Here is a 16,183-nt window from a genome sequence, read left to right on the forward strand (position 1 = left end):
TGGTTTGGTCAACCGGAAAAGATCATAGGAAGTTTCACATTATTGTAAAGCCTTTTGAATAGCAAAGGGCTTTTTCTTTTGGATTAATATCTGTTATAACACAGAAAAAGAAGGACAGCGGTTTCTGTCCTCCTAAAGGGTAGTGATATGTGATGACAATAAATCTGGTTAACGTGCCGGATGATCGCAATCGTCACAGATATTTCCGTAACAATCAGCCTTCTCGTGGATTTGGCTTCCGCATTTTACACACTTTTTCGATGGCAGATTTCTGAAAAACTCCATAATACTGGACAAGGTTGATCCCTCCACTGTGTTATATAATAGCTTTAACTATTTATATTGTATTATAACACAAGCTCATTTGCAATATGCTGTTTTATAACAAATTTTAAAATTTTATTATTTAGATTATACTTGTTTGTGGGAAGGCTTTTAGGGAGCATCATTTCGTTGGCTGGACACATAGGAAACATACATTTGATTAAAGATTTCCCATGATTGATTTTAAATGAGGAGGAATTTGGATGAGAGTTAAGGTAATCGGCTTCTGGGGTGCCTATCCTGAAGCGGAAGGTGCCACCTCGAGCTATTTATTGGAACAGGATGGGTTTTCGCTGCTGATTGACTGTGGAAGTGGCGCATTGTCCCGTTTGCAAAAGGAACTGGAAATAACGAATCTGGATGCTCTTATTCTCTCCCATTATCATCATGATCATGTAGCAGATATCGGGCCGCTTCAATATGCATTTTTGGTACAATCCTATCTTCGTGAGGACAGCAAGGTGCTGCCTGTTTATGGCCACCTGCGATATCAGGATTTCTTTCATTCATTAACCCATCAATGCACAAAAGGAATTGCTTACAATCCGGCAGAGCCTTTACAGGTCGGCCCTTTCACCATTACATTTTTGCAAACCCGGCACCCGGTTCCGTGCTATGCCATGCGTATGACAAATGGACAGCACACGATTGTTTATACTGCAGACACAAGTTATTTTGAGGATCTGGTTCCGTTTTGCCAAAATGCTGATTTACTTATTGCTGAATGCAGCTTTTACGAAGGTATGGACGGAAGTGGGCTAGGCCATATGACTAGTGATGAGTGTGGAAAATTAGCACAGGCAGCTGGGGTACAACAGTTATGGTTAAGCCATCTTCCCCATTTTGGCCATGTTGAACAGCTGAAAGTAGAGGCTGGCCGCTACTATTCAGGAAAAATCGAACTGGCACAGGAAGCCCTGTCCTTTAGCACTTTAACGTAAGTGGGGACAGTCCCCAAAAATTTAAAAAGTGAAAATTATCACAACCCTTTTCTTTTGCTTTCCGGTTTACAAGTGTTTACAATATTAGACGAGACTAGATAAGGAGTGACCTGTTATGATGTATTTTATTGATAATGAGGGGATTACAGATCCTCAAATAAACCTGGCTATTGAAGAATATGCTCTAAATAACATGGATATTGAAGGCGGCCATACATATTTACTTTTCTATGTGAACGGTCCATCCATCATTATAGGCCGTAATCAGAATACGATTGAAGAGATCAATACAGACTATGTAGAAGAAAACGGAATTAACGTTGTCCGTCGCCTATCTGGTGGAGGAGCGGTTTATCATGATCTTGAGAATCTGAATTTCAGCTTCTTAGCTAAAGATGACGGGAATAGTTTCAGTAACTTTGCGAAATTCACACAGCCTGTAGTGGATGCCCTTCAAAATCTGGGTGTAAATGCAGAACTGTCTGGTCGTAATGATATTGAAGTAGACGGACGTAAGATTTCCGGAAACGCGCAGTACTCTACTAAAGGCGTTATGTTTAGCCATGGTACGTTGATGCTGGATTCAGAGCTGGAAAACGTTGTGAAAGCACTGAAGGTTAAATCAGAAAAAATTAAATCCAAGGGTATTAAATCCATTCGCAGTCGAGTGGCTAATATTTCTGAATTCCTTGATGAAAAAATAACCATGGATGAATTCAAAAGCCTTATTCTACGCTATATTTTTGATGTGAAAAATGCAGAGGATGTACCAAAATATAAACTGACAGAAGAAGATTGGAAAAAAATCCATGAGATTTCCGAAAATCGCTACCAGCAATGGGGATGGAACTACGGAAAATCCCCTAAATTTGATATTCAGCAGTCTAAGCGTTTCGAAGGTGCAGGTACCATTGACGTAAGATTAAATGTTAAGAAAGGGGTTATTGAAGAGAGTAAGATTTACGGTGACTTCTTCGGGGTAGGAGATGTGAAGGATATTGAGGAAAAACTGAATGGTACCCGTTATAATCGTGAAGCTCTCACTGAAGCCCTTAGCGATGTAGACATTAAACATTACTTTGGAAAAATTACTTTAGAAGACTTTGTTGGGTTAGTTTACTAACATAAGGTGAAGAAAAACATGTGTTTCCGTTCGGGAAGCGCATGTTTTTTATATTAACTCTCAAAAAGCATGCCACTCCGGATCTTCTGCTTATGCCGTCGGACCTAACCGGTCGCCTTCGCTTTTCTTTGTCCAGCTGCGGCTCCCAGGTCCAAGCGGTCATAAGCATAAGCTCCTACGTGGCGGAAAAGCATGCCACTCCGGATCTTCTGCTTATGCCGTCGGACCTAACCGGTCGCCTTCGCTTTTCTCACTCATGAAAACCTTTTCTTGTTTATCTGTTTTTTCTGAATTATAATGAAAGTAAGTCTTTTTTTATCTTTAAAAATGAATGATTATTCATTCACCGACTACTTAGGAGGGATCATAATGAACTTAAGTGATCAACTATCCATAACAGCTAAGAATCACTTAAGGGAAACAGCATACGTTTTTCAGGGGGATGAAAAGACGTATCAGGAGTTAGAAGGGGCGGTCACAAAATTTGCCTCGAGTTTAAAAGAGTTGGGGTATGGCAAGGGAGACCATATTGCTCTTGTTTCAGGGAATACTCCACATTTTGTTATTGGATTATATGGTGCAATGCGTATAGGGGCTACTGTTATACCGATAAATCCGATTTATACTGCGGATGAAATCTCCTACATTATTAATGACGGTGATGTAAAAGGGATTATTACTCTGGATGTACTGCTTGAAAAGTTTGAGCATATGTCCCATTTAATTCCGAATGTCGAGCACTATATTGTGGGTGAGACAAACCCGGAAATGCATTTTAATCAATCACCATTAGCAGAGAAGCTAAAATCTTTTGCTCAGCTTCTGGAACAAGGAAGTTTAGATCTGGAAAGGCCCGAACTCGACGATGAAGATACAGCCGTTATTCTGTACACATCGGGTACAACCGGAAAACCCAAGGGAGCTATGCTGACACACAAAAATCTATATTCAAATGCCAAAGACGTAGCAGATTATTTAAAAATCGGTCCGGACGATCGGGTTATTGCTGCGCTGCCAATGTTCCATGTATTTTGCCTGACGGTTGCATTAAATGCCCCTTTAATGAATGGAAGCCAGGTATTAATTATGCCGAAGTTCTCTCCTGTAGACGTATTTAAGGCAGCAAAGGACTATCAGATTACAATTTTTGCCGGAGTTCCTACTATGTATAATTATCTGCTTCAGCATCCTGAAGCAGATTCGGAAAGCTTCGAGAGCATGAGGCTATGTATTTCCGGAGGTGCTGCGATGCCTGTAGCACTACTGGAGAACTTTGAAAAGAAATTCAAAGTTATGATTTCCGAGGGTTATGGTTTATCGGAAGCATCGCCTGTAACGTGTTTTAACCCATTGGACCGCCCTAGAAAGCCTGGTTCCATCGGACAGAGCATTATTCATGTTGAAAATAAGGTAGTGGATGAATTTGGGGAAGAAGTACCGGTGGGTGAAACAGGTGAGCTTGTTGTTCGCGGCCCTAATGTAATGAAAGGCTACTATAAGATGCAGGAAGAAACCAATGCAGCATTAAAAGATGGCTGGCTTTATACCGGTGACATGGCCAAAATGGATGATGAGGGATATTTTTACATTGTTGACCGGAAAAAAGATATGATTCTTGTAGGCGGTTACAATGTCTATCCTCGTGAAGTAGAGGAAGTTTTATACGACCATGATAAAGTAGCAGAAGTGGCTGTTATTGGTGTGCCTGATCCCGACTCAGGTGAAGCAGTTACAGCCTTTGTGGTGCTGAAAGATGGGGAGGAAGTCTCCGAAAGTGAGTTAATTACTTATTGTTCGCAGCATTTAGCGAAATATAAAGTACCGGCTAAAATTGAATTTTTGGATGAACTGCCAAAAAATACAACCGGAAAGATACTGCGCCGCTCTCTTAAAGAAATTGTACAGAACTGATCACCTGCACAATCAGAGGATGTTTTTCATCCTCTGATTTTTTGCACCTTCCGTTTCCTTGTTTCATAGAATAGAATAATTCTATTTTGGTTTTCGTTCTTCAACTATTTTTTCGTATTCAGGGGTTGAAATGTATTTATTTTTTCTTTAGACTTTAATACATAAAAGCGTAAAAGCATAAAAGCGTCAGAGCGCTAAAGGGGGAAGAAGCGTGAAAAAGCTTGGAATGATTCTATTATTTGGATTACTAGTTTTCGTATCTGCTTGTGGCGGAGGAGATGCATCTTCTGAAGGAGATGGAAATGCGAGTGGAGGCTCGGATTACACTGTCGGGATTATGCAGCATGTGGAGCATCCATCCCTGGATGCAGCGACAGAAGGGTTTAAAGCAGCTTTAAAAGAGTCAGATTTGAATGTAGCTTTTGAAGAGGAAAATGCTCAAGGGGATGCAAAAAATAACCAATCCATTGCAAGCAAATTTGTTGGGGATGAGGTTGATTTGATTTTTGCCAATGCCACACCAAGTGCGCAAAGTGCGGCGAATGAAACATCTGACATTCCCGTTGTCTTTACTTCTGTTACCGATCCTGAGGGTGCAGGGTTAGTGGAGTCTATGGAAAGTCCTGGAGGGAATGTAACAGGTACATCTGATTTCAATGCGGATGCCATCCCGAACACATTGCAGCTCATTAAGGATATGGGATATGACACCGTTGGAACCATTTATAATGGTGGGGAACAAAACTCTGTTACTCAGGTTGAGATTATGAAGGAATCTGCTGATGAATTAGGGGTTACGATCGAAGAAGCCAATGCAGCAACATCTGCAGACGTAAAACAGGCTGCAGAATCCCTGATTGGAAGTGTAGATGCTATTTATATTATTACCGATAATACAGTAGTTAGTGCACTCGAGTCGGTTATCATGATAAGTCAGCAGGAAAAATTACCTCTGTTTGTCGGTGAGTTAGACTCTGTTGCACGCGGTGGTTTTGCCGCCTATGGATTTGACTATTACGATATTGGCTACAATGCGGGTCAAAAAGCAATAGAAATTCTACAGGACGGAAAGAATCCAGGTGAAATACCGGCTGAATATCCACAGAATTTGAAACTTCATATCAATGAAGATGCCGCTGAAAAAATGGGTGTGGAAATTACAGATGAACTAAAAGAACAAGGAAAAATTGTTCAGACACAACAAGAATAAAGGGTGACAGACTATGGTTGAGGCACTATATGGTGCGTTAGAATCCGGCCTGATTTATGCTTTAATGGCATTAGGCGTTTATTTAACATTTAGAGTACTGGACTTTCCAGATTTAACCGTTGATGGTAGTTTTGTTACAGGTGGAGCTGTCAGCGCCATCATGATTGTAAACGGTTCTGACCCCTTCCTTGCCACTGTGCTTGGAGGGGTTGCCGGCTTTTTAGCTGGATGTATTACAGGATTACTTCATACAAAGGGAAACATTAATCCGCTGCTTTCCGGGATTTTAATGATGACAGGTTTATACTCTGTTAACTTACGGATTATGGGGCAGGCCAATATTCCGCTGTTAAATGAATCAACTGTATTTTCTGTTATCGGAAGCTGGTGGACAAATGTAAATGCAGACGAAATCCTGCTTAAGCCTTTTACGGCTCTGGGGATTGATCATTATGCCCCAGACGGCTTTTTAGTCATTATCAGTATGTTAATCATTGTGATTCTCATTAAATTACTGACGGACTGGATGCTGCAAACAGAAGCCGGCTTAGCCCTTAGAGCGACGGGGGATAACATCCGTATGGTCCGCAGTCTTTCAGCCAATACCAATCGTTATATCGTAATGGGATTGGGACTATCCAATGGGCTTGTTGGTCTGAGTGGTGCCCTGATTGTACAGTATAATGGGTTTAGTGATGTGAACTTAGGTGTAGGTATGATCGTTGTGGGTCTGGCTTCCGTTATTATTGGTGAGGGGCTTTTTGGTACGAAAAAAATTGCCCGTACTACCTTAGCTGTAATATTAGGTGCCATTGCTTACCGTATTATTATTGCTTTGGCATTACGAGTAGATTTTGTAGACGCAAGTGACATGAAATTAATTACGTCAGTGATTGTGATCGGCGCATTGGTTCTTCCGCATTGGTGGAAGCAGACCAAAGAAAATAACAGGCGTAAGTCTAAGCGTAAAAGGTTAAATGAAAATTTGGGGGCGAATGAACATGCTTCAGCTAAATCAGATTGAAAAAGTCTTCTATGAAGGAACCCCTGATGAGCGAAAAGCGCTCCAAGGTGTGGATTTGACGTTAAACGAAGGTGATTTTGTAACAGTTATCGGGAGTAACGGAGCAGGGAAATCAACGCTATTAAACATTATTGCCGGAGTGCTTTTCCCTGATTTCGGGGCGGTTTCCATTGACAACAGAGAAGTTACATTTATTCCTGAACAGAAACGTTCGAAATTTATTGGTCGAGTGTTTCAGGATCCAATGGCAGGTACGGCCCCAAATATGACAATTGAAGAAAACTTAGGACTCGCTTTAGGGCGTACGAAAAAGCGCTCCGTTCTCAGAGGGGTTAATGCCAGGAAACGTGAGGAATTTCAGGAACTGCTGTCATCAATTGATATAGGATTAGAGGACCGGCTTAATACAAAGGTTGGTCTGCTGTCAGGTGGAGAACGTCAGGCCTTATCGCTACTGATGGCTACCTTTACCAAACCTCGTATTCTATTACTTGATGAACACACAGCAGCATTGGATCCTGCCCGCCAGGAACTGATTACGAATATCACTAAGGAACTAGTGAGGAAACACCAGCTTACTACTTTAATGGTCACTCATCAGATGGATCAGGCTATTGAACTGGGGAACCGTCTGTTTATGATGGATGAAGGACAAATCATTTTCGATGCGAATGCAGAACAGAAGGCAAACTTAACCGTGGAAGATTTAATTAATGAATTCCAGAACATCCGGGGCAAAAAATTTGATAATGACCGGGCTGTACTCTCAAGTTAGAACAATGCAGAAATGACACGATCCATCATGGATCGTGTCATTCTTCTGCTTCATTTCTAATCAATCTTACTGGTAATGCTGCTGTATACTTCTTCCTTGTCGAAGTCCTCTCCCATTGGAAATTTATCGACTAATTGATTGTCTTCATTTAATAAGTATGAGTAGGAGGTATGGGTGATAAAGTCTGTTCCCACATCATTAAACAGAAGACGGAAGGGCTCTGCTACTTTTTCTGTATCCTCCAGACTGCCTCTCAAAAACGTCCAGCCATCATTTGGCTTAATTCCATAGCGTTCCATATAGCCGGTTAATGCCTCTCTCGTATCATTTTCCGGATCAATAGTAATAGAGACAAATTCAATGTTGTCTTTAAATAAGCCATCCTTCTCAAACTGCTTCTTTAAGTGCATCATCCGCTGAGTTGTAAGCGGGCAGACATCAGGACATTTGGCATAAAAGAACTCAACCAATCTTACTTTAGGTTCCATATCCTGAAATGAATAACTTTCCCCCGAAACAGTTTCCATGGTTACGTCCTCTGGAAGTTCGATCCCTGCATCGCGCCAGAATTCAATGTACATAATCCCTAATCCTATACCTATAGCAATAATAGCAGCAAACAGAGCATAATATTTTTTCTTCATGAAAATCTCCCCCAGAATCAATCAGATAGTGTAAAACTGCGATCAGTGGGATCCATTGAGGGCCACTGATTATGAAATTTCTATTTCATTCCATGATAAGGTAAATCAAAATGCGTAAGGCGGAGATTGTGTGAAGAAACTTCGACGATTGTTCATCTGTTTTGTGAATGGTATTAGCTAAGCCGAAAAAAACTTTAAAATTCATTTTTTGAGCAACTGAGAAGAACGGAAAACGAAAAATCTATCTGTAAAAATTCATTTTCCCATAATCTGTTCTGTGATTTTTTGAAGAAACAACCCTAAGGCCAATGTATCCATTTTCTTAATTTTGTGTTATATTATGGATATTAACAGGAGAAAGGAATGATAATATGAAATCTCAGAAACAAACTGAATATGAAATTTCCCCTTTTACTTTAGCTATTGTTCCAGATTATCAGGATAACGTGGTGAATGGTTCGATAGCGCTTGAGGAAAAGAATGAGTACAGGCTGTGCCAATCTCCCCGCAAAATGGTTGATGATGCCTGTAAGTACTTTGGAAGCAGCCTTAGAGGTCTCAAGGTTATGGGAGTGCTCAAAATTTAATAAAAATCCACACTTTTAACGTAAAATTCCTTATTCTCATCGTAACCATATTTAATTTCCTTTACCACTAATTGAACAAGGCTCTTTTTCTTTCGATCATCTAATTCAACCCAATTCGAATAGAAGTTTTTCAGTACGTTTTTTAATTCATCATGATCCATTGTAGTTTCTTCTTCAAGTTCCAAATGTTCTAAAATTTTTTTGGCTTCATCCTCAATTTGATTTTCTTCTCTCATTCTTTTCTCGAAGTCCGCATCTGTCATCATTTCATTTGCCCAGGCATATTGCCACTTCTTTTTCCGTTTCTCCACCTGTTCCAAGTCCTTTTTAGCTCGATTGATCTCAACACTATTATCCTTAATATCTATATTTTTATTAGATATTTCGTTCGCCTCACTTTCAAGGTTGATATTTTTCATGAAATTGATGAAGGCCTTCTCTAGTTTTCTTTCCGAGATCGTTTTAACCCCTGTGCATTGACCGGTTTTTTTATGAAGACACCTATAATTTTTATAGGATACCTTTTCACCTTTAGCATTTTTTATATATACTCGGTATCCTGTTAATGTATATCCGCATTTTAAACATTTCAGTTTGCTTGAAAAAATGTGGTCACTGTGAATCTGCATAGGAGACTGGGCCCTGCGTTTTTTGAGGGTCTGTTGGACTCTTTCAAATGTAGTTTTATCTATAATAGCTGGATGCGCATCTTCAATTTTTATTTCGTTTTCTGTACCTCTTAACCAAGTTGCTGTTCCCTTATAAGTAGGATTGCGCAGTATTTGGATTAAGGGCTTATCATTCCAAGTGTTTCCGTCTCTGGTAGTGATGTTCCTAGCATTTAAGTACTTACAAACACTATTGGCCCCTTTACCATCTAAATAAAGATTAAAAATAAGGCGTACGATTTCTGCTTCTTCTTCATTGATGGTTAATATTCCATCTTTGAGGTTGTATCCAAAAGGGCGCTGATTATGGGTATATTTTCCTTGCCTTGCTTTTTCTTGCAGACCCATGCTGATACGTTCTGCCATATTCTCACGTTCCCATTGTGCAAGCGCAGCAACTAACGTTATAAACAATCGTCCCATTGCTGTTGTAGTGTCATAGACTTCGGTAGCGGATTTGAATTTACAACTATACTTTTCAAAGGTTTCTAACAGCTTGTACAAATCTAATACAGACCTGGTCAGTCTGTCTAAACGGTACACGAGCACGCATTCTATTTCTCCTGTTTCTATATCTTTTAACATGCGTTTTAATTCAGGACGATTAGTATCTTTCGCTGATATTCCTTCATCAACATAATAACCAACTATATCCCAGTTTTGAGCAACACAATAAGCCTGGAGTCTCTCTCTCTGGGCTGAAATTGAATATCCTTCTTTTACCTGTTCCTCAGTACTTACCCTTATATAAATACCTGTTTTCATAAAACTTCACCTGCAAAAAATTTATTTTGATACATCTCTAACCGACGTGCCGCAAAACCATATTCCACATTAAATAATTTCATAATTTTATAGATATTAAGCTCAGTTAATCCTTCCAGCATAAATGTCGGGACACAAAAGTGATAAGAAAAGTAGTTGGCTTGCCATTCTTGCAGCTGCCTAAAAGGAAAGGGCATTTGCAGTTGATGGCCAACATGCCATAGTACATGACATAATTCATGTCCAAAATCCTGCCATTGTTTCTGTATCGAAGTATTAATGTTTAAAAAGATAATGTATTTTTCGTTTCTACTAATCGCTTCGCTGGTAAAATCCCAAAAATTCACTTTAACAGGGAGAGTTTCTAATAATTTGTTAATGGATAATTGAGTTGGATGAGTTATCTTTTGTGATAGGTAAAAGTGCTTAACATATTTCTCTGTTCGATTGTCCATAGAGATTTCCCCCTTTTGTTCTCGCGACAGGAACACACGTTCTGTTTTTAGTTATAAAATTTGGTGCACAATTATGTACACCTTTCTAAAATGCTGCTATTCCTCATCCTTAAAGGCTTCCCAAATCTTGCGGAGGCGTCTCAGATCTTCCTCCTTAGACTTAGGAAGCTCTTTGTACCATCTTTCTAATTCTGGATCATTAATAAATGCATCAAACGCTTCTTCCTCGGTCATCTCAGGATTGTCTGATCTACCTAATAGATAGTCTGTTGTAACCTCAAAAAAATCAGCTATCTTTTCTAATACTTCGTAATCCGGATTACGCCTACCTTGCTCATACATAGCGTATGTAGTTCTAGCTACACCTATCTTCTTTGACATTTCATCCTGGTTAAAGTTGTGTTTTTTTCTAAGGTAGGACAACCGTTTACTTAACATAGTATATTCCCTCTCACTACTGTAATTTTTATCTATTTGTCTCTATCAATTATAACGTCACAAAATGTGTCATAAAAGTATTTACGCAAATAGTGTATTTTTTTAATAAAATACATTGACATTACACTTTATGTGTCATATACTGATATCAAGAAATTACACGATATGTGTATAAAGGAAGGAGAAATCTTATGCGAAAATGGCTTCTCGACATCAGGAAAAAGCAAAATCTTACTCAAGCTCAGGTTGCAGAACAGTCTGAAATCGCTCGTACAACATACTCTATGATTGAGCTTGGAGAAAGAGGAGTCACTGTTGAAAACGCAAAGAAAATCTCATGTGTTTTAGGTTTTCATTGGACTCTTTTTTTTGAAGATAAAATACACGAAATGCATCAAAAAGAAAAACAGGAGGTGATCTAAATACCTACCATCACAGAATTGCAAGAAACTTACGCTATTGCAGCTGAAATCCTCGAAGTAGTTGACAGCTTAAAGGAAGATGCCAGCTATTCAAAAGAGGAAGCTGCGAACGATTTGGTTCAGGCTCTTCAAAAGCATAGTTTAATCCAGGAGGTGAAGGTCGAGTGAATTTCGATGATTTCAAAAATTTAACTGAAGAGCAACAACGCCACTTTCCACTTTTTGAAGGGTTGCGTGAGAGCTCTTGATGATGAAGTTAACAGAAAAAAAGGACAAACCTTTCAAGAAGCTTATCAATTCGCTTTGGATAGAAATACCTAAATACAAAGGGGAGTAATTAATATGAGTCAATTACAAGTTTTTGAAAATGAATTATTTAAAGTTTCTGCAAAAACGGAAGATGAACAAATTTTATTTGATGCAGAACAAGTTGCTAAAAGTTTAGGCTTTACTGAAACGAAAGGAAACAAGCTATATGTCCGTTGGCGCAGCATTAATGGATATCTGGATAAATATATTTCGCAACATCTTGCGAAAGGTGATTTCATCCCAGAGCCATTGGTTTACAAATTAGCTTTTAAAGCTTCTAACGAAGTTGCAGAAAAATTTCAAGACTGGTTAGCGATTGAAGTTATTCCAGCAATCAGAAGAACTGGATCCTATGAGCTGGAAAAACCTAAAAGCGAACTGGAAATCTTGCAAGGGACCGTTAATGAATTAGTGAGCCAAGATAAAAGAATCACAAACCTGGAAGAAACCATGCGCATTGATGGTGGACAAGAGTTCCAGATTAGATCTAAAGCAAATTCAGTTGTCATAGAAGCGCTGGGCGGCAAAGAATCAAGTGCATACAATCAATTAAGCAGAAAGGCTTTCACTGAGTTCTGGAGAGACTTCAAAAAGCACTTTTCTCTTCCAAGATACGGCGACTTGCCTAAGAAACAGTTTGAAGATGGATTGCGTTTTATAGATATGTGGCAACCATCAACAGGATTAAGAATTGAAATCGAAAACGCTAATAAACAACAAACGATGAGGGTGATCTAATGAAAGATGTCAAAACACCTGAAATCAGTCATGAAACCAAACTAACAATTGTTCAGTTTTTCGCTGAACATTCAGCGCCAAAAATATTGGCCAAAAAGAACAAGGACAAGAGTAAGGCTGTCTAAGCCTATAATTCTATGATACTAGCAATCTTTGATGAATACTGTGCAGCTCTTGCAATCGTGCACTAACTGCACATTGAGGAGGTGAAAAAATTGGAATATGGTCAAATGCTGCGAAAGATGCGGAAAGGGGCGGATTTAAGCCAGGAAGAGATAGCTGAGAGATTACATATATCAAGAAGCAACGTGTCGAGGCTGGAAAGCAACAAATTGAAGCTATCCTTTGAAGATGCAGTCAGGTGGGCAAGAACGACAGACTCCCAAGACATGATGGTTGCAATGATATGCAACGTAGATGTATCGGTAGCGAGCGACATGTTGAATCAGATCATTCAAATATCTGCCACAATACTATTTCCGTTTTTAGGAGGTTTATTATGAAAGAATTTGAAAAGCAATTTTTACCTCAAGATGTAGAGAGGGCAAAGAAGGAACGGGCATGCGGAATTTATCTCATTGAGCGTATGAAGTTGGAGTTTGAATACGGAAACCTAGAATCAGTTGAATACTTTTATCGCGATTTAAAAAATACGCTTAAAACCCTTAATTATATGCGTAACAACAAAATCATCAGTGAGCGTGAAAAGCATCAAGTGATGGTAAAGGCAGTTTCGGTAAATCCCATTACGGCGCAGCAACTATTAAAGGGGAATTTCCATGAGCGATAAATCGGTCGATCGTTGGATGTATTTATTCGGGGCATTGGTTCTCATCGGATTATATATTGCTTTAGCCAAAAGCGCATAAAAAAATCAGCAAGCTAAAAAGCTTACTGAAAACTCGTTGAATTAAGTTTACCAAAACTGAATATAAACAGCAAGGGTTTGGCCCTTGCTTCAGGCTCGGGAATGATATTCACCTCCTCCTTTTATGTTATAGATTAGCGTCTAGTTTTAAATGATCGAATGTTCCGGATTGCCCCTATCCTTGAATGTTGACAGCCATACATTCCTGGGCCTGAAGGTGGTGCCAAACACCAGAAAGGAGGGTAATTATGCGCTTGGAAGAATACTTAAATCCTAACAAATCAGGCGGTTGGAAAGGTTGGCTGGTGAACGCTAACAAAGATGTGATTGGCTTTGTAAAGACTAATGGCGAAATTGTTTTTAGCTGGTAACAAAAGGGGCGGGCATTGCTCGCCTGGTGAAAAGTGGATGGATGCAGATGATAGGAAACAATATTGCAAAAGTGCGCCTGCCGAACTGGATTTTCGAGCAGGCGCAGGATAAAGAGCAACTTAAACAACTTGTACTACAGTATATGCAGCGTTATCCAAATTATACCGTAAAACAGGTGAAAAATAAATTTGCAATTTGTGAGATTGCTAGGTGAGGAGGGGTGGTTAAATGGCTAGATATCGCCAAGTACACATTGATTTTTGGCAAGATGGTTTTGTTTTAGATCTGACTCCAGAAGAGAAGTATTTTTATTTGTACCTTATGACAAATAGCAAAACCACTCAATGCGGCATTTATGAGCTGCCAAAAAGGATTATTGAAACAGAGACAGGCTACAACAGAGAGACTGTGGAAAAGCTTTTAAATCGATTTACTGAATACGGAAAAATCATTTATCACGAACCAACGAGAGAAATTATGATGGTCAATTGGATTAAATACAATTGGATCAATTCGAAAAAGGTGTTTTCTTTAATCAGTAAAGAGCTTCATAAAGTAAAAAATCATGAGTTTATTAAGGTGTTCATTGAAAAATGCAAAGAGTACGGATACCGTATCGATACCCTATCCATACCCCATGCAAACGATATAGAAGAAAAAAACGAGGAATCGCTCAATGACAAGGGTTCAATACCGTATCAATACCCTACGGATAGTCCTTCCATAGACCTGGGGGAAGAAGTAGAAGAAGAAGAAGAAAGAGAAGTAGAAAGAGAAAGAGAAAAAGAAAGAGAAGTAGAAGAAGAAAACGCAACTTCTACTCCTTCTGATGCTATTCAATTCTATCAAAATAATTTTGGAGTGATTTCGCCTTACGTGTCCGAGGACATGATTTCCTGGATTGAAGATTTAGGAGATGAAATGGTTATTGAAGCCCTTAGACGATCATTAGAGCGAAATAAAGCAAGTTGGGGTTATGCAAAGAGTATTTTGCAATCTTGGTTTAAAAAAGGAATCAAATCTCTTGAACAAGCAAAGGCGGAGGAAGTTGAGTATAAAAATCAGCAAGCTGCTAAACACGAAAAGGTCGTAGAAATACCAAACTACAAAGAAGGTGGTCCTGATGAAAGAAGCAATGGACAACATTCTGAAGAAAGCGGGAATGTACGACTCTACAAGTAACCCAGAACCCGTGAAGTGCAAATATTGCGGAAAAGAAAAGCCTTTAACACAAATAAAACATCCGTTTACTGGAGAAATGAAATGGGTCGTATGCGCTTGTCCTTGTGAAATAAAAGAGTTAGAAGACTTTAAAAAAGAACAGGAGGCAAAAGAAAAACGAGTTCGAATCAATAGGATCTTGCAATTAAGCAGCCAGATGGAAGACATAAAATCTATGACCTTTGAAAATTATAAACCTCGTAAAGGGACTGAAGAAGCTTATGAGGAAATCAAGTCAGCTGTTCATAATTTTTCTAATCGAGGTAAACTGGGTGTTTTCATCTTCGGTGAAACCGGAAACGGAAAAAGCCATTTAACCGCAGCTGGTGGGAATGAGTTAATCAAACAAGGATATGCGGTTATCTATATTACCGAAAAAGATTTGTTCAGTCGGTTACAAGCCACGAAAGATTTTAAGAACAATGAATCATTTCAGGAAATCATGGGAGCTTGTTTAGATGCGGATTTATTAATTTGGGATGATTTCTTGAGTAGCCAGAAGTTAACCTACGAGGAAAAGGATTGGATATTTCAAATTATTAACGGCCGAGAACGTGCGAACAAACCTATATGGGCAACATCAAACATCACCCCACAAGAGTTTGAAAGCAATAAGATTGCCTACAAATTGGATGACAAAGGCCGGACCTGGTGGAGAATCATTGGGAATATGAATTGCGTGTTTAATCGTGCTTCAAATTACAGAAAATCAAAGGCGATGTCCAGGGCGTTAGGGATAAGCGTTGAAGAATATGAAAATGGAAAGGGGGATTAATAATGTGCCCACTATGCAACAGAAGAGGTGTGATGTGGAGTGAAGTTGTATCCGGATGTGTTCAGGTGGTGAAATGCCCTATCTGTGAACCAAAGTCCAAAGAGCAGCTGGACAAAGAATTGGCCGATTTTAATAAAAGAATACAAAATGCAATTCATCATCTCGAGGTGAAGAAATATGCCGGTTTACATAGCTCATGATGAACGTAACCTAGATTGGTGGCCGGATGAACTGGAAAGGTTTAGGAATCTTTGGAATGAAGGCAAGTCTATTTTTGAAATGGCACGTTTATTGAAACGTCCGCAAGTGGAAATAGCAATCATTATCTTAGATCAAGCTGAAGAGGGGTTTATTGAACAGAGGGAAGGAGGGATTTTTGGTAATGATTTTAAGAGATAAAGTGGAAGAACGTAGACAATATTTGATTTATGAATTGTGGAAGCATGGATATGAAACGACACCTGAGCCTGATGGTATTGAAACTAAGGATTTAACACTTACGGAGCTTGAACAAATTCATATCAATGTGAAGTGCAAAATTGGGAAGGAGATGCGTAAGCGTGAAAGTAAAAAAGTTTAATCCTTTTATGGAGAATTTGAAGAATACTTTAAT

General features: G+C 39.1%; 25 protein-coding genes. 20 read left to right on the forward strand and 5 right to left on the reverse strand.

Annotated features, from left to right (window positions below; translation table 11 throughout):
* Positions 1-168 precede the first annotated feature (168 nt).
* Positions 169-285 (reverse strand): protein YhfH, encoded by a 117-nt coding sequence (gene yhfH, locus ACZ5OK_RS04460; protein ID WP_162038939.1) that lies wholly within the window; start codon positions 283-285, stop codon positions 169-171.
* A 242-nt stretch (positions 286-527) separates the two neighbouring features.
* Between yhfH and ACZ5OK_RS04465 the strand changes: the two genes are divergently transcribed.
* From ACZ5OK_RS04465 to ACZ5OK_RS04490, 6 genes are all read left to right on the forward strand, one after another.
* Positions 528-1,265, forward strand: a complete 738-nt coding sequence (locus tag ACZ5OK_RS04465; RefSeq protein ID WP_343839643.1) for an MBL fold metallo-hydrolase — start codon at positions 528-530, stop codon at positions 1,263-1,265.
* A gap of 118 nt (positions 1,266-1,383) precedes the next feature.
* Positions 1,384-2,388 (forward strand): lipoate--protein ligase, encoded by a 1,005-nt coding sequence (locus ACZ5OK_RS04470; RefSeq protein ID WP_343840282.1) that lies wholly within the window; start codon positions 1,384-1,386, stop codon positions 2,386-2,388.
* Positions 2,389-2,757: 369 nt separating this feature from the next.
* Positions 2,758-4,299: a fatty acid--CoA ligase family protein gene (locus ACZ5OK_RS04475; protein ID WP_343839644.1), complete on the forward strand. Its 1,542-nt coding sequence runs from the start codon at positions 2,758-2,760 to the stop codon at positions 4,297-4,299.
* Between the two features lie 226 nt (positions 4,300-4,525).
* Positions 4,526-5,509: an ABC transporter substrate-binding protein gene (locus ACZ5OK_RS04480; RefSeq protein WP_343840285.1), complete on the forward strand. Its 984-nt coding sequence runs from the start codon at positions 4,526-4,528 to the stop codon at positions 5,507-5,509.
* A 13-nt stretch (positions 5,510-5,522) separates the two neighbouring features.
* Positions 5,523-6,533: an ABC transporter permease gene (locus ACZ5OK_RS04485; protein WP_343839646.1), complete on the forward strand. Its 1,011-nt coding sequence runs from the start codon at positions 5,523-5,525 to the stop codon at positions 6,531-6,533.
* Positions 6,511-7,308: an ABC transporter ATP-binding protein gene (locus ACZ5OK_RS04490; RefSeq protein WP_343839648.1), complete on the forward strand. Its 798-nt coding sequence runs from the start codon at positions 6,511-6,513 to the stop codon at positions 7,306-7,308. Before ACZ5OK_RS04485 ends, ACZ5OK_RS04490 begins: the two co-directional genes overlap by 23 nt.
* Positions 7,309-7,364: 56 nt before the next feature.
* On the opposite strand, the gene ACZ5OK_RS04495 is transcribed toward ACZ5OK_RS04490, so the two are convergent.
* Positions 7,365-7,952, reverse strand: coding sequence for an SCO family protein (locus ACZ5OK_RS04495; RefSeq protein WP_343839650.1), 588 nt, complete (start codon positions 7,950-7,952; stop codon positions 7,365-7,367).
* A gap of 371 nt (positions 7,953-8,323) precedes the next feature.
* On the opposite strand from ACZ5OK_RS04495, the gene ACZ5OK_RS04500 reads away from it, so the two are divergent.
* A complete protein-coding gene (locus tag ACZ5OK_RS04500; protein ID WP_343839652.1) occupies positions 8,324-8,539 on the forward strand; it encodes a competence protein ComK in 216 nt (71 codons plus the stop codon).
* Here ACZ5OK_RS04500 and ACZ5OK_RS04505 read toward each other — a convergent pair.
* The 3 genes from ACZ5OK_RS04505 to ACZ5OK_RS04515 form a co-directional block, all read right to left on the reverse strand.
* Positions 8,536-9,972: a recombinase family protein gene (locus ACZ5OK_RS04505; RefSeq protein WP_343839653.1), complete on the reverse strand. Its 1,437-nt coding sequence runs from the start codon at positions 9,970-9,972 to the stop codon at positions 8,536-8,538. The genes ACZ5OK_RS04500 and ACZ5OK_RS04505 overlap by 4 nt on opposite strands.
* Entirely contained in the window at positions 9,969-10,427 is a 459-nt protein-coding gene (locus ACZ5OK_RS04510) for an ImmA/IrrE family metallo-endopeptidase (RefSeq protein ID WP_343839654.1), read from the reverse strand. Before ACZ5OK_RS04510 ends, ACZ5OK_RS04505 begins: the two co-directional genes overlap by 4 nt.
* 96 nt (positions 10,428-10,523) lie before the next feature.
* Entirely contained in the window at positions 10,524-10,865 is a 342-nt protein-coding gene (locus ACZ5OK_RS04515; RefSeq protein ID WP_343839655.1) for a helix-turn-helix domain-containing protein, read from the reverse strand.
* Positions 10,866-11,056: 191 nt separating this feature from the next.
* Between ACZ5OK_RS04515 and ACZ5OK_RS04520 the strand changes: the two genes are divergently transcribed.
* The 13 genes from ACZ5OK_RS04520 (at position 11,057) to ACZ5OK_RS04580 (ending at position 16,150) form a co-directional block, all read left to right on the forward strand.
* The gene (locus ACZ5OK_RS04520; protein WP_343839657.1) at positions 11,057-11,287 is read left to right on the forward strand and encodes a helix-turn-helix transcriptional regulator; all 231 of its coding nucleotides are present in this window, start codon (positions 11,057-11,059) and stop codon (positions 11,285-11,287) included.
* An 18-nt stretch (positions 11,288-11,305) separates the two neighbouring features.
* Positions 11,306-11,455, forward strand: coding sequence for a hypothetical protein (locus tag ACZ5OK_RS04525; protein ID WP_343839658.1), 150 nt, complete (start codon positions 11,306-11,308; stop codon positions 11,453-11,455).
* A gap of 174 nt (positions 11,456-11,629) precedes the next feature.
* Positions 11,630-12,334 carry an ORF6C domain-containing protein gene (locus ACZ5OK_RS04530; protein ID WP_343839660.1) on the forward strand — a complete coding sequence of 235 codons (705 nt, stop codon included), beginning with the start codon at positions 11,630-11,632 and terminating at the stop codon, positions 12,332-12,334.
* Positions 12,334-12,459 carry a hypothetical protein gene (locus ACZ5OK_RS04535; protein WP_343839662.1) on the forward strand — a complete coding sequence of 42 codons (126 nt, stop codon included), beginning with the start codon at positions 12,334-12,336 and terminating at the stop codon, positions 12,457-12,459. Before ACZ5OK_RS04530 ends, ACZ5OK_RS04535 begins: the two co-directional genes overlap by 1 nt.
* Positions 12,460-12,549: 90 nt before the next feature.
* Positions 12,550-12,837, forward strand: coding sequence for a helix-turn-helix domain-containing protein (locus tag ACZ5OK_RS04540; RefSeq protein ID WP_343839663.1), 288 nt, complete (start codon positions 12,550-12,552; stop codon positions 12,835-12,837).
* Entirely contained in the window at positions 12,834-13,124 is a 291-nt protein-coding gene (locus tag ACZ5OK_RS04545; RefSeq protein WP_343839665.1) for a hypothetical protein, read from the forward strand. The genes ACZ5OK_RS04540 and ACZ5OK_RS04545 overlap by 4 nt, the downstream gene beginning before the upstream one ends.
* Positions 13,125-13,450: 326 nt before the next feature.
* Complete coding sequence (locus ACZ5OK_RS04550; protein ID WP_343839666.1) at positions 13,451-13,573, forward strand: hypothetical protein; 123 nt, start codon at positions 13,451-13,453, stop codon at positions 13,571-13,573.
* A 47-nt stretch (positions 13,574-13,620) separates the two neighbouring features.
* Positions 13,621-13,788, forward strand: a complete 168-nt coding sequence (locus ACZ5OK_RS04555; protein WP_464758509.1) for a hypothetical protein — start codon at positions 13,621-13,623, stop codon at positions 13,786-13,788.
* 14 nt (positions 13,789-13,802) lie between these two features.
* A complete protein-coding gene (locus tag ACZ5OK_RS04560) occupies positions 13,803-14,756 on the forward strand; it encodes a DnaD domain-containing protein (protein WP_343839668.1) in 954 nt (317 codons plus the stop codon).
* Entirely contained in the window at positions 14,698-15,570 is an 873-nt protein-coding gene (locus ACZ5OK_RS04565; RefSeq protein ID WP_343839669.1) for an ATP-binding protein, read from the forward strand. Before ACZ5OK_RS04560 ends, ACZ5OK_RS04565 begins: the two co-directional genes overlap by 59 nt.
* Before the next feature lie 29 nt (positions 15,571-15,599).
* Positions 15,600-15,770 (forward strand): hypothetical protein, encoded by a 171-nt coding sequence (locus tag ACZ5OK_RS04570; protein ID WP_464758511.1) that lies wholly within the window; start codon positions 15,600-15,602, stop codon positions 15,768-15,770.
* On the forward strand, positions 15,748-15,969 hold the full coding sequence (locus ACZ5OK_RS04575) for a helix-turn-helix domain containing protein (RefSeq protein WP_343839673.1): 222 nt from the start codon (positions 15,748-15,750) through the stop codon (positions 15,967-15,969). Before ACZ5OK_RS04570 ends, ACZ5OK_RS04575 begins: the two co-directional genes overlap by 23 nt.
* A complete protein-coding gene (locus ACZ5OK_RS04580) occupies positions 15,953-16,150 on the forward strand; it encodes a Fur-regulated basic protein FbpA (RefSeq protein WP_464758513.1) in 198 nt (65 codons plus the stop codon). The genes ACZ5OK_RS04575 and ACZ5OK_RS04580 overlap by 17 nt, the downstream gene beginning before the upstream one ends.
* Positions 16,151-16,183 lie beyond the last annotated feature (33 nt).

The sequence above is a fragment of the Salinibacillus aidingensis genome (genome assembly GCF_055393355.1).

Excerpts from the sequence above, each read along its gene's own strand:
- yhfH (WP_162038939.1), bottom strand. The coding sequence starts at position 285 with ATGGAGTTTTTCAGAAATCTGCCATCGAAAAAGTGTGTAAAATGCGGA.
- ACZ5OK_RS04465 (WP_343839643.1), top strand. The coding sequence starts at position 528 with ATGAGAGTTAAGGTAATCGGCTTCTGGGGTGCCTATCCTGAAGCGGAA.
- ACZ5OK_RS04470 (WP_343840282.1), top strand. The coding sequence starts at position 1,384 with ATGTATTTTATTGATAATGAGGGGATTACAGATCCTCAAATAAACCTG.
- ACZ5OK_RS04475 (WP_343839644.1), top strand. The coding sequence starts at position 2,758 with ATGAACTTAAGTGATCAACTATCCATAACAGCTAAGAATCACTTAAGG.
- ACZ5OK_RS04480 (WP_343840285.1), top strand. The coding sequence starts at position 4,526 with ATGATTCTATTATTTGGATTACTAGTTTTCGTATCTGCTTGTGGCGGA.
- ACZ5OK_RS04485 (WP_343839646.1), top strand. The coding sequence starts at position 5,523 with ATGGTTGAGGCACTATATGGTGCGTTAGAATCCGGCCTGATTTATGCT.
- ACZ5OK_RS04490 (WP_343839648.1), top strand. The coding sequence starts at position 6,511 with ATGCTTCAGCTAAATCAGATTGAAAAAGTCTTCTATGAAGGAACCCCT.
- ACZ5OK_RS04495 (WP_343839650.1), bottom strand. The coding sequence starts at position 7,952 with ATGAAGAAAAAATATTATGCTCTGTTTGCTGCTATTATTGCTATAGGT.
- ACZ5OK_RS04500 (WP_343839652.1), top strand. The coding sequence starts at position 8,324 with ATGAAATCTCAGAAACAAACTGAATATGAAATTTCCCCTTTTACTTTA.
- ACZ5OK_RS04505 (WP_343839653.1), bottom strand. The coding sequence starts at position 9,972 with ATGAAAACAGGTATTTATATAAGGGTAAGTACTGAGGAACAGGTAAAA.
- ACZ5OK_RS04510 (WP_343839654.1), bottom strand. The coding sequence starts at position 10,427 with ATGGACAATCGAACAGAGAAATATGTTAAGCACTTTTACCTATCACAA.
- ACZ5OK_RS04515 (WP_343839655.1), bottom strand. The coding sequence starts at position 10,865 with ATGTTAAGTAAACGGTTGTCCTACCTTAGAAAAAAACACAACTTTAAC.
- ACZ5OK_RS04520 (WP_343839657.1), top strand. The coding sequence starts at position 11,057 with ATGCGAAAATGGCTTCTCGACATCAGGAAAAAGCAAAATCTTACTCAA.
- ACZ5OK_RS04530 (WP_343839660.1), top strand. The coding sequence starts at position 11,630 with ATGAGTCAATTACAAGTTTTTGAAAATGAATTATTTAAAGTTTCTGCA.
- ACZ5OK_RS04535 (WP_343839662.1), top strand. The coding sequence starts at position 12,334 with ATGAAAGATGTCAAAACACCTGAAATCAGTCATGAAACCAAACTAACA.
- ACZ5OK_RS04545 (WP_343839665.1), top strand. The coding sequence starts at position 12,834 with ATGAAAGAATTTGAAAAGCAATTTTTACCTCAAGATGTAGAGAGGGCA.
- ACZ5OK_RS04550 (WP_343839666.1), top strand. The coding sequence starts at position 13,451 with ATGCGCTTGGAAGAATACTTAAATCCTAACAAATCAGGCGGTTGGAAA.
- ACZ5OK_RS04555 (WP_464758509.1), top strand. The coding sequence starts at position 13,621 with ATGATAGGAAACAATATTGCAAAAGTGCGCCTGCCGAACTGGATTTTC.
- ACZ5OK_RS04560 (WP_343839668.1), top strand. The coding sequence starts at position 13,803 with ATGGCTAGATATCGCCAAGTACACATTGATTTTTGGCAAGATGGTTTT.
- ACZ5OK_RS04565 (WP_343839669.1), top strand. The coding sequence starts at position 14,698 with ATGAAAGAAGCAATGGACAACATTCTGAAGAAAGCGGGAATGTACGAC.
- ACZ5OK_RS04575 (WP_343839673.1), top strand. The coding sequence starts at position 15,748 with ATGCCGGTTTACATAGCTCATGATGAACGTAACCTAGATTGGTGGCCG.
- ACZ5OK_RS04580 (WP_464758513.1), top strand. The coding sequence starts at position 15,953 with ATGATTTTAAGAGATAAAGTGGAAGAACGTAGACAATATTTGATTTAT.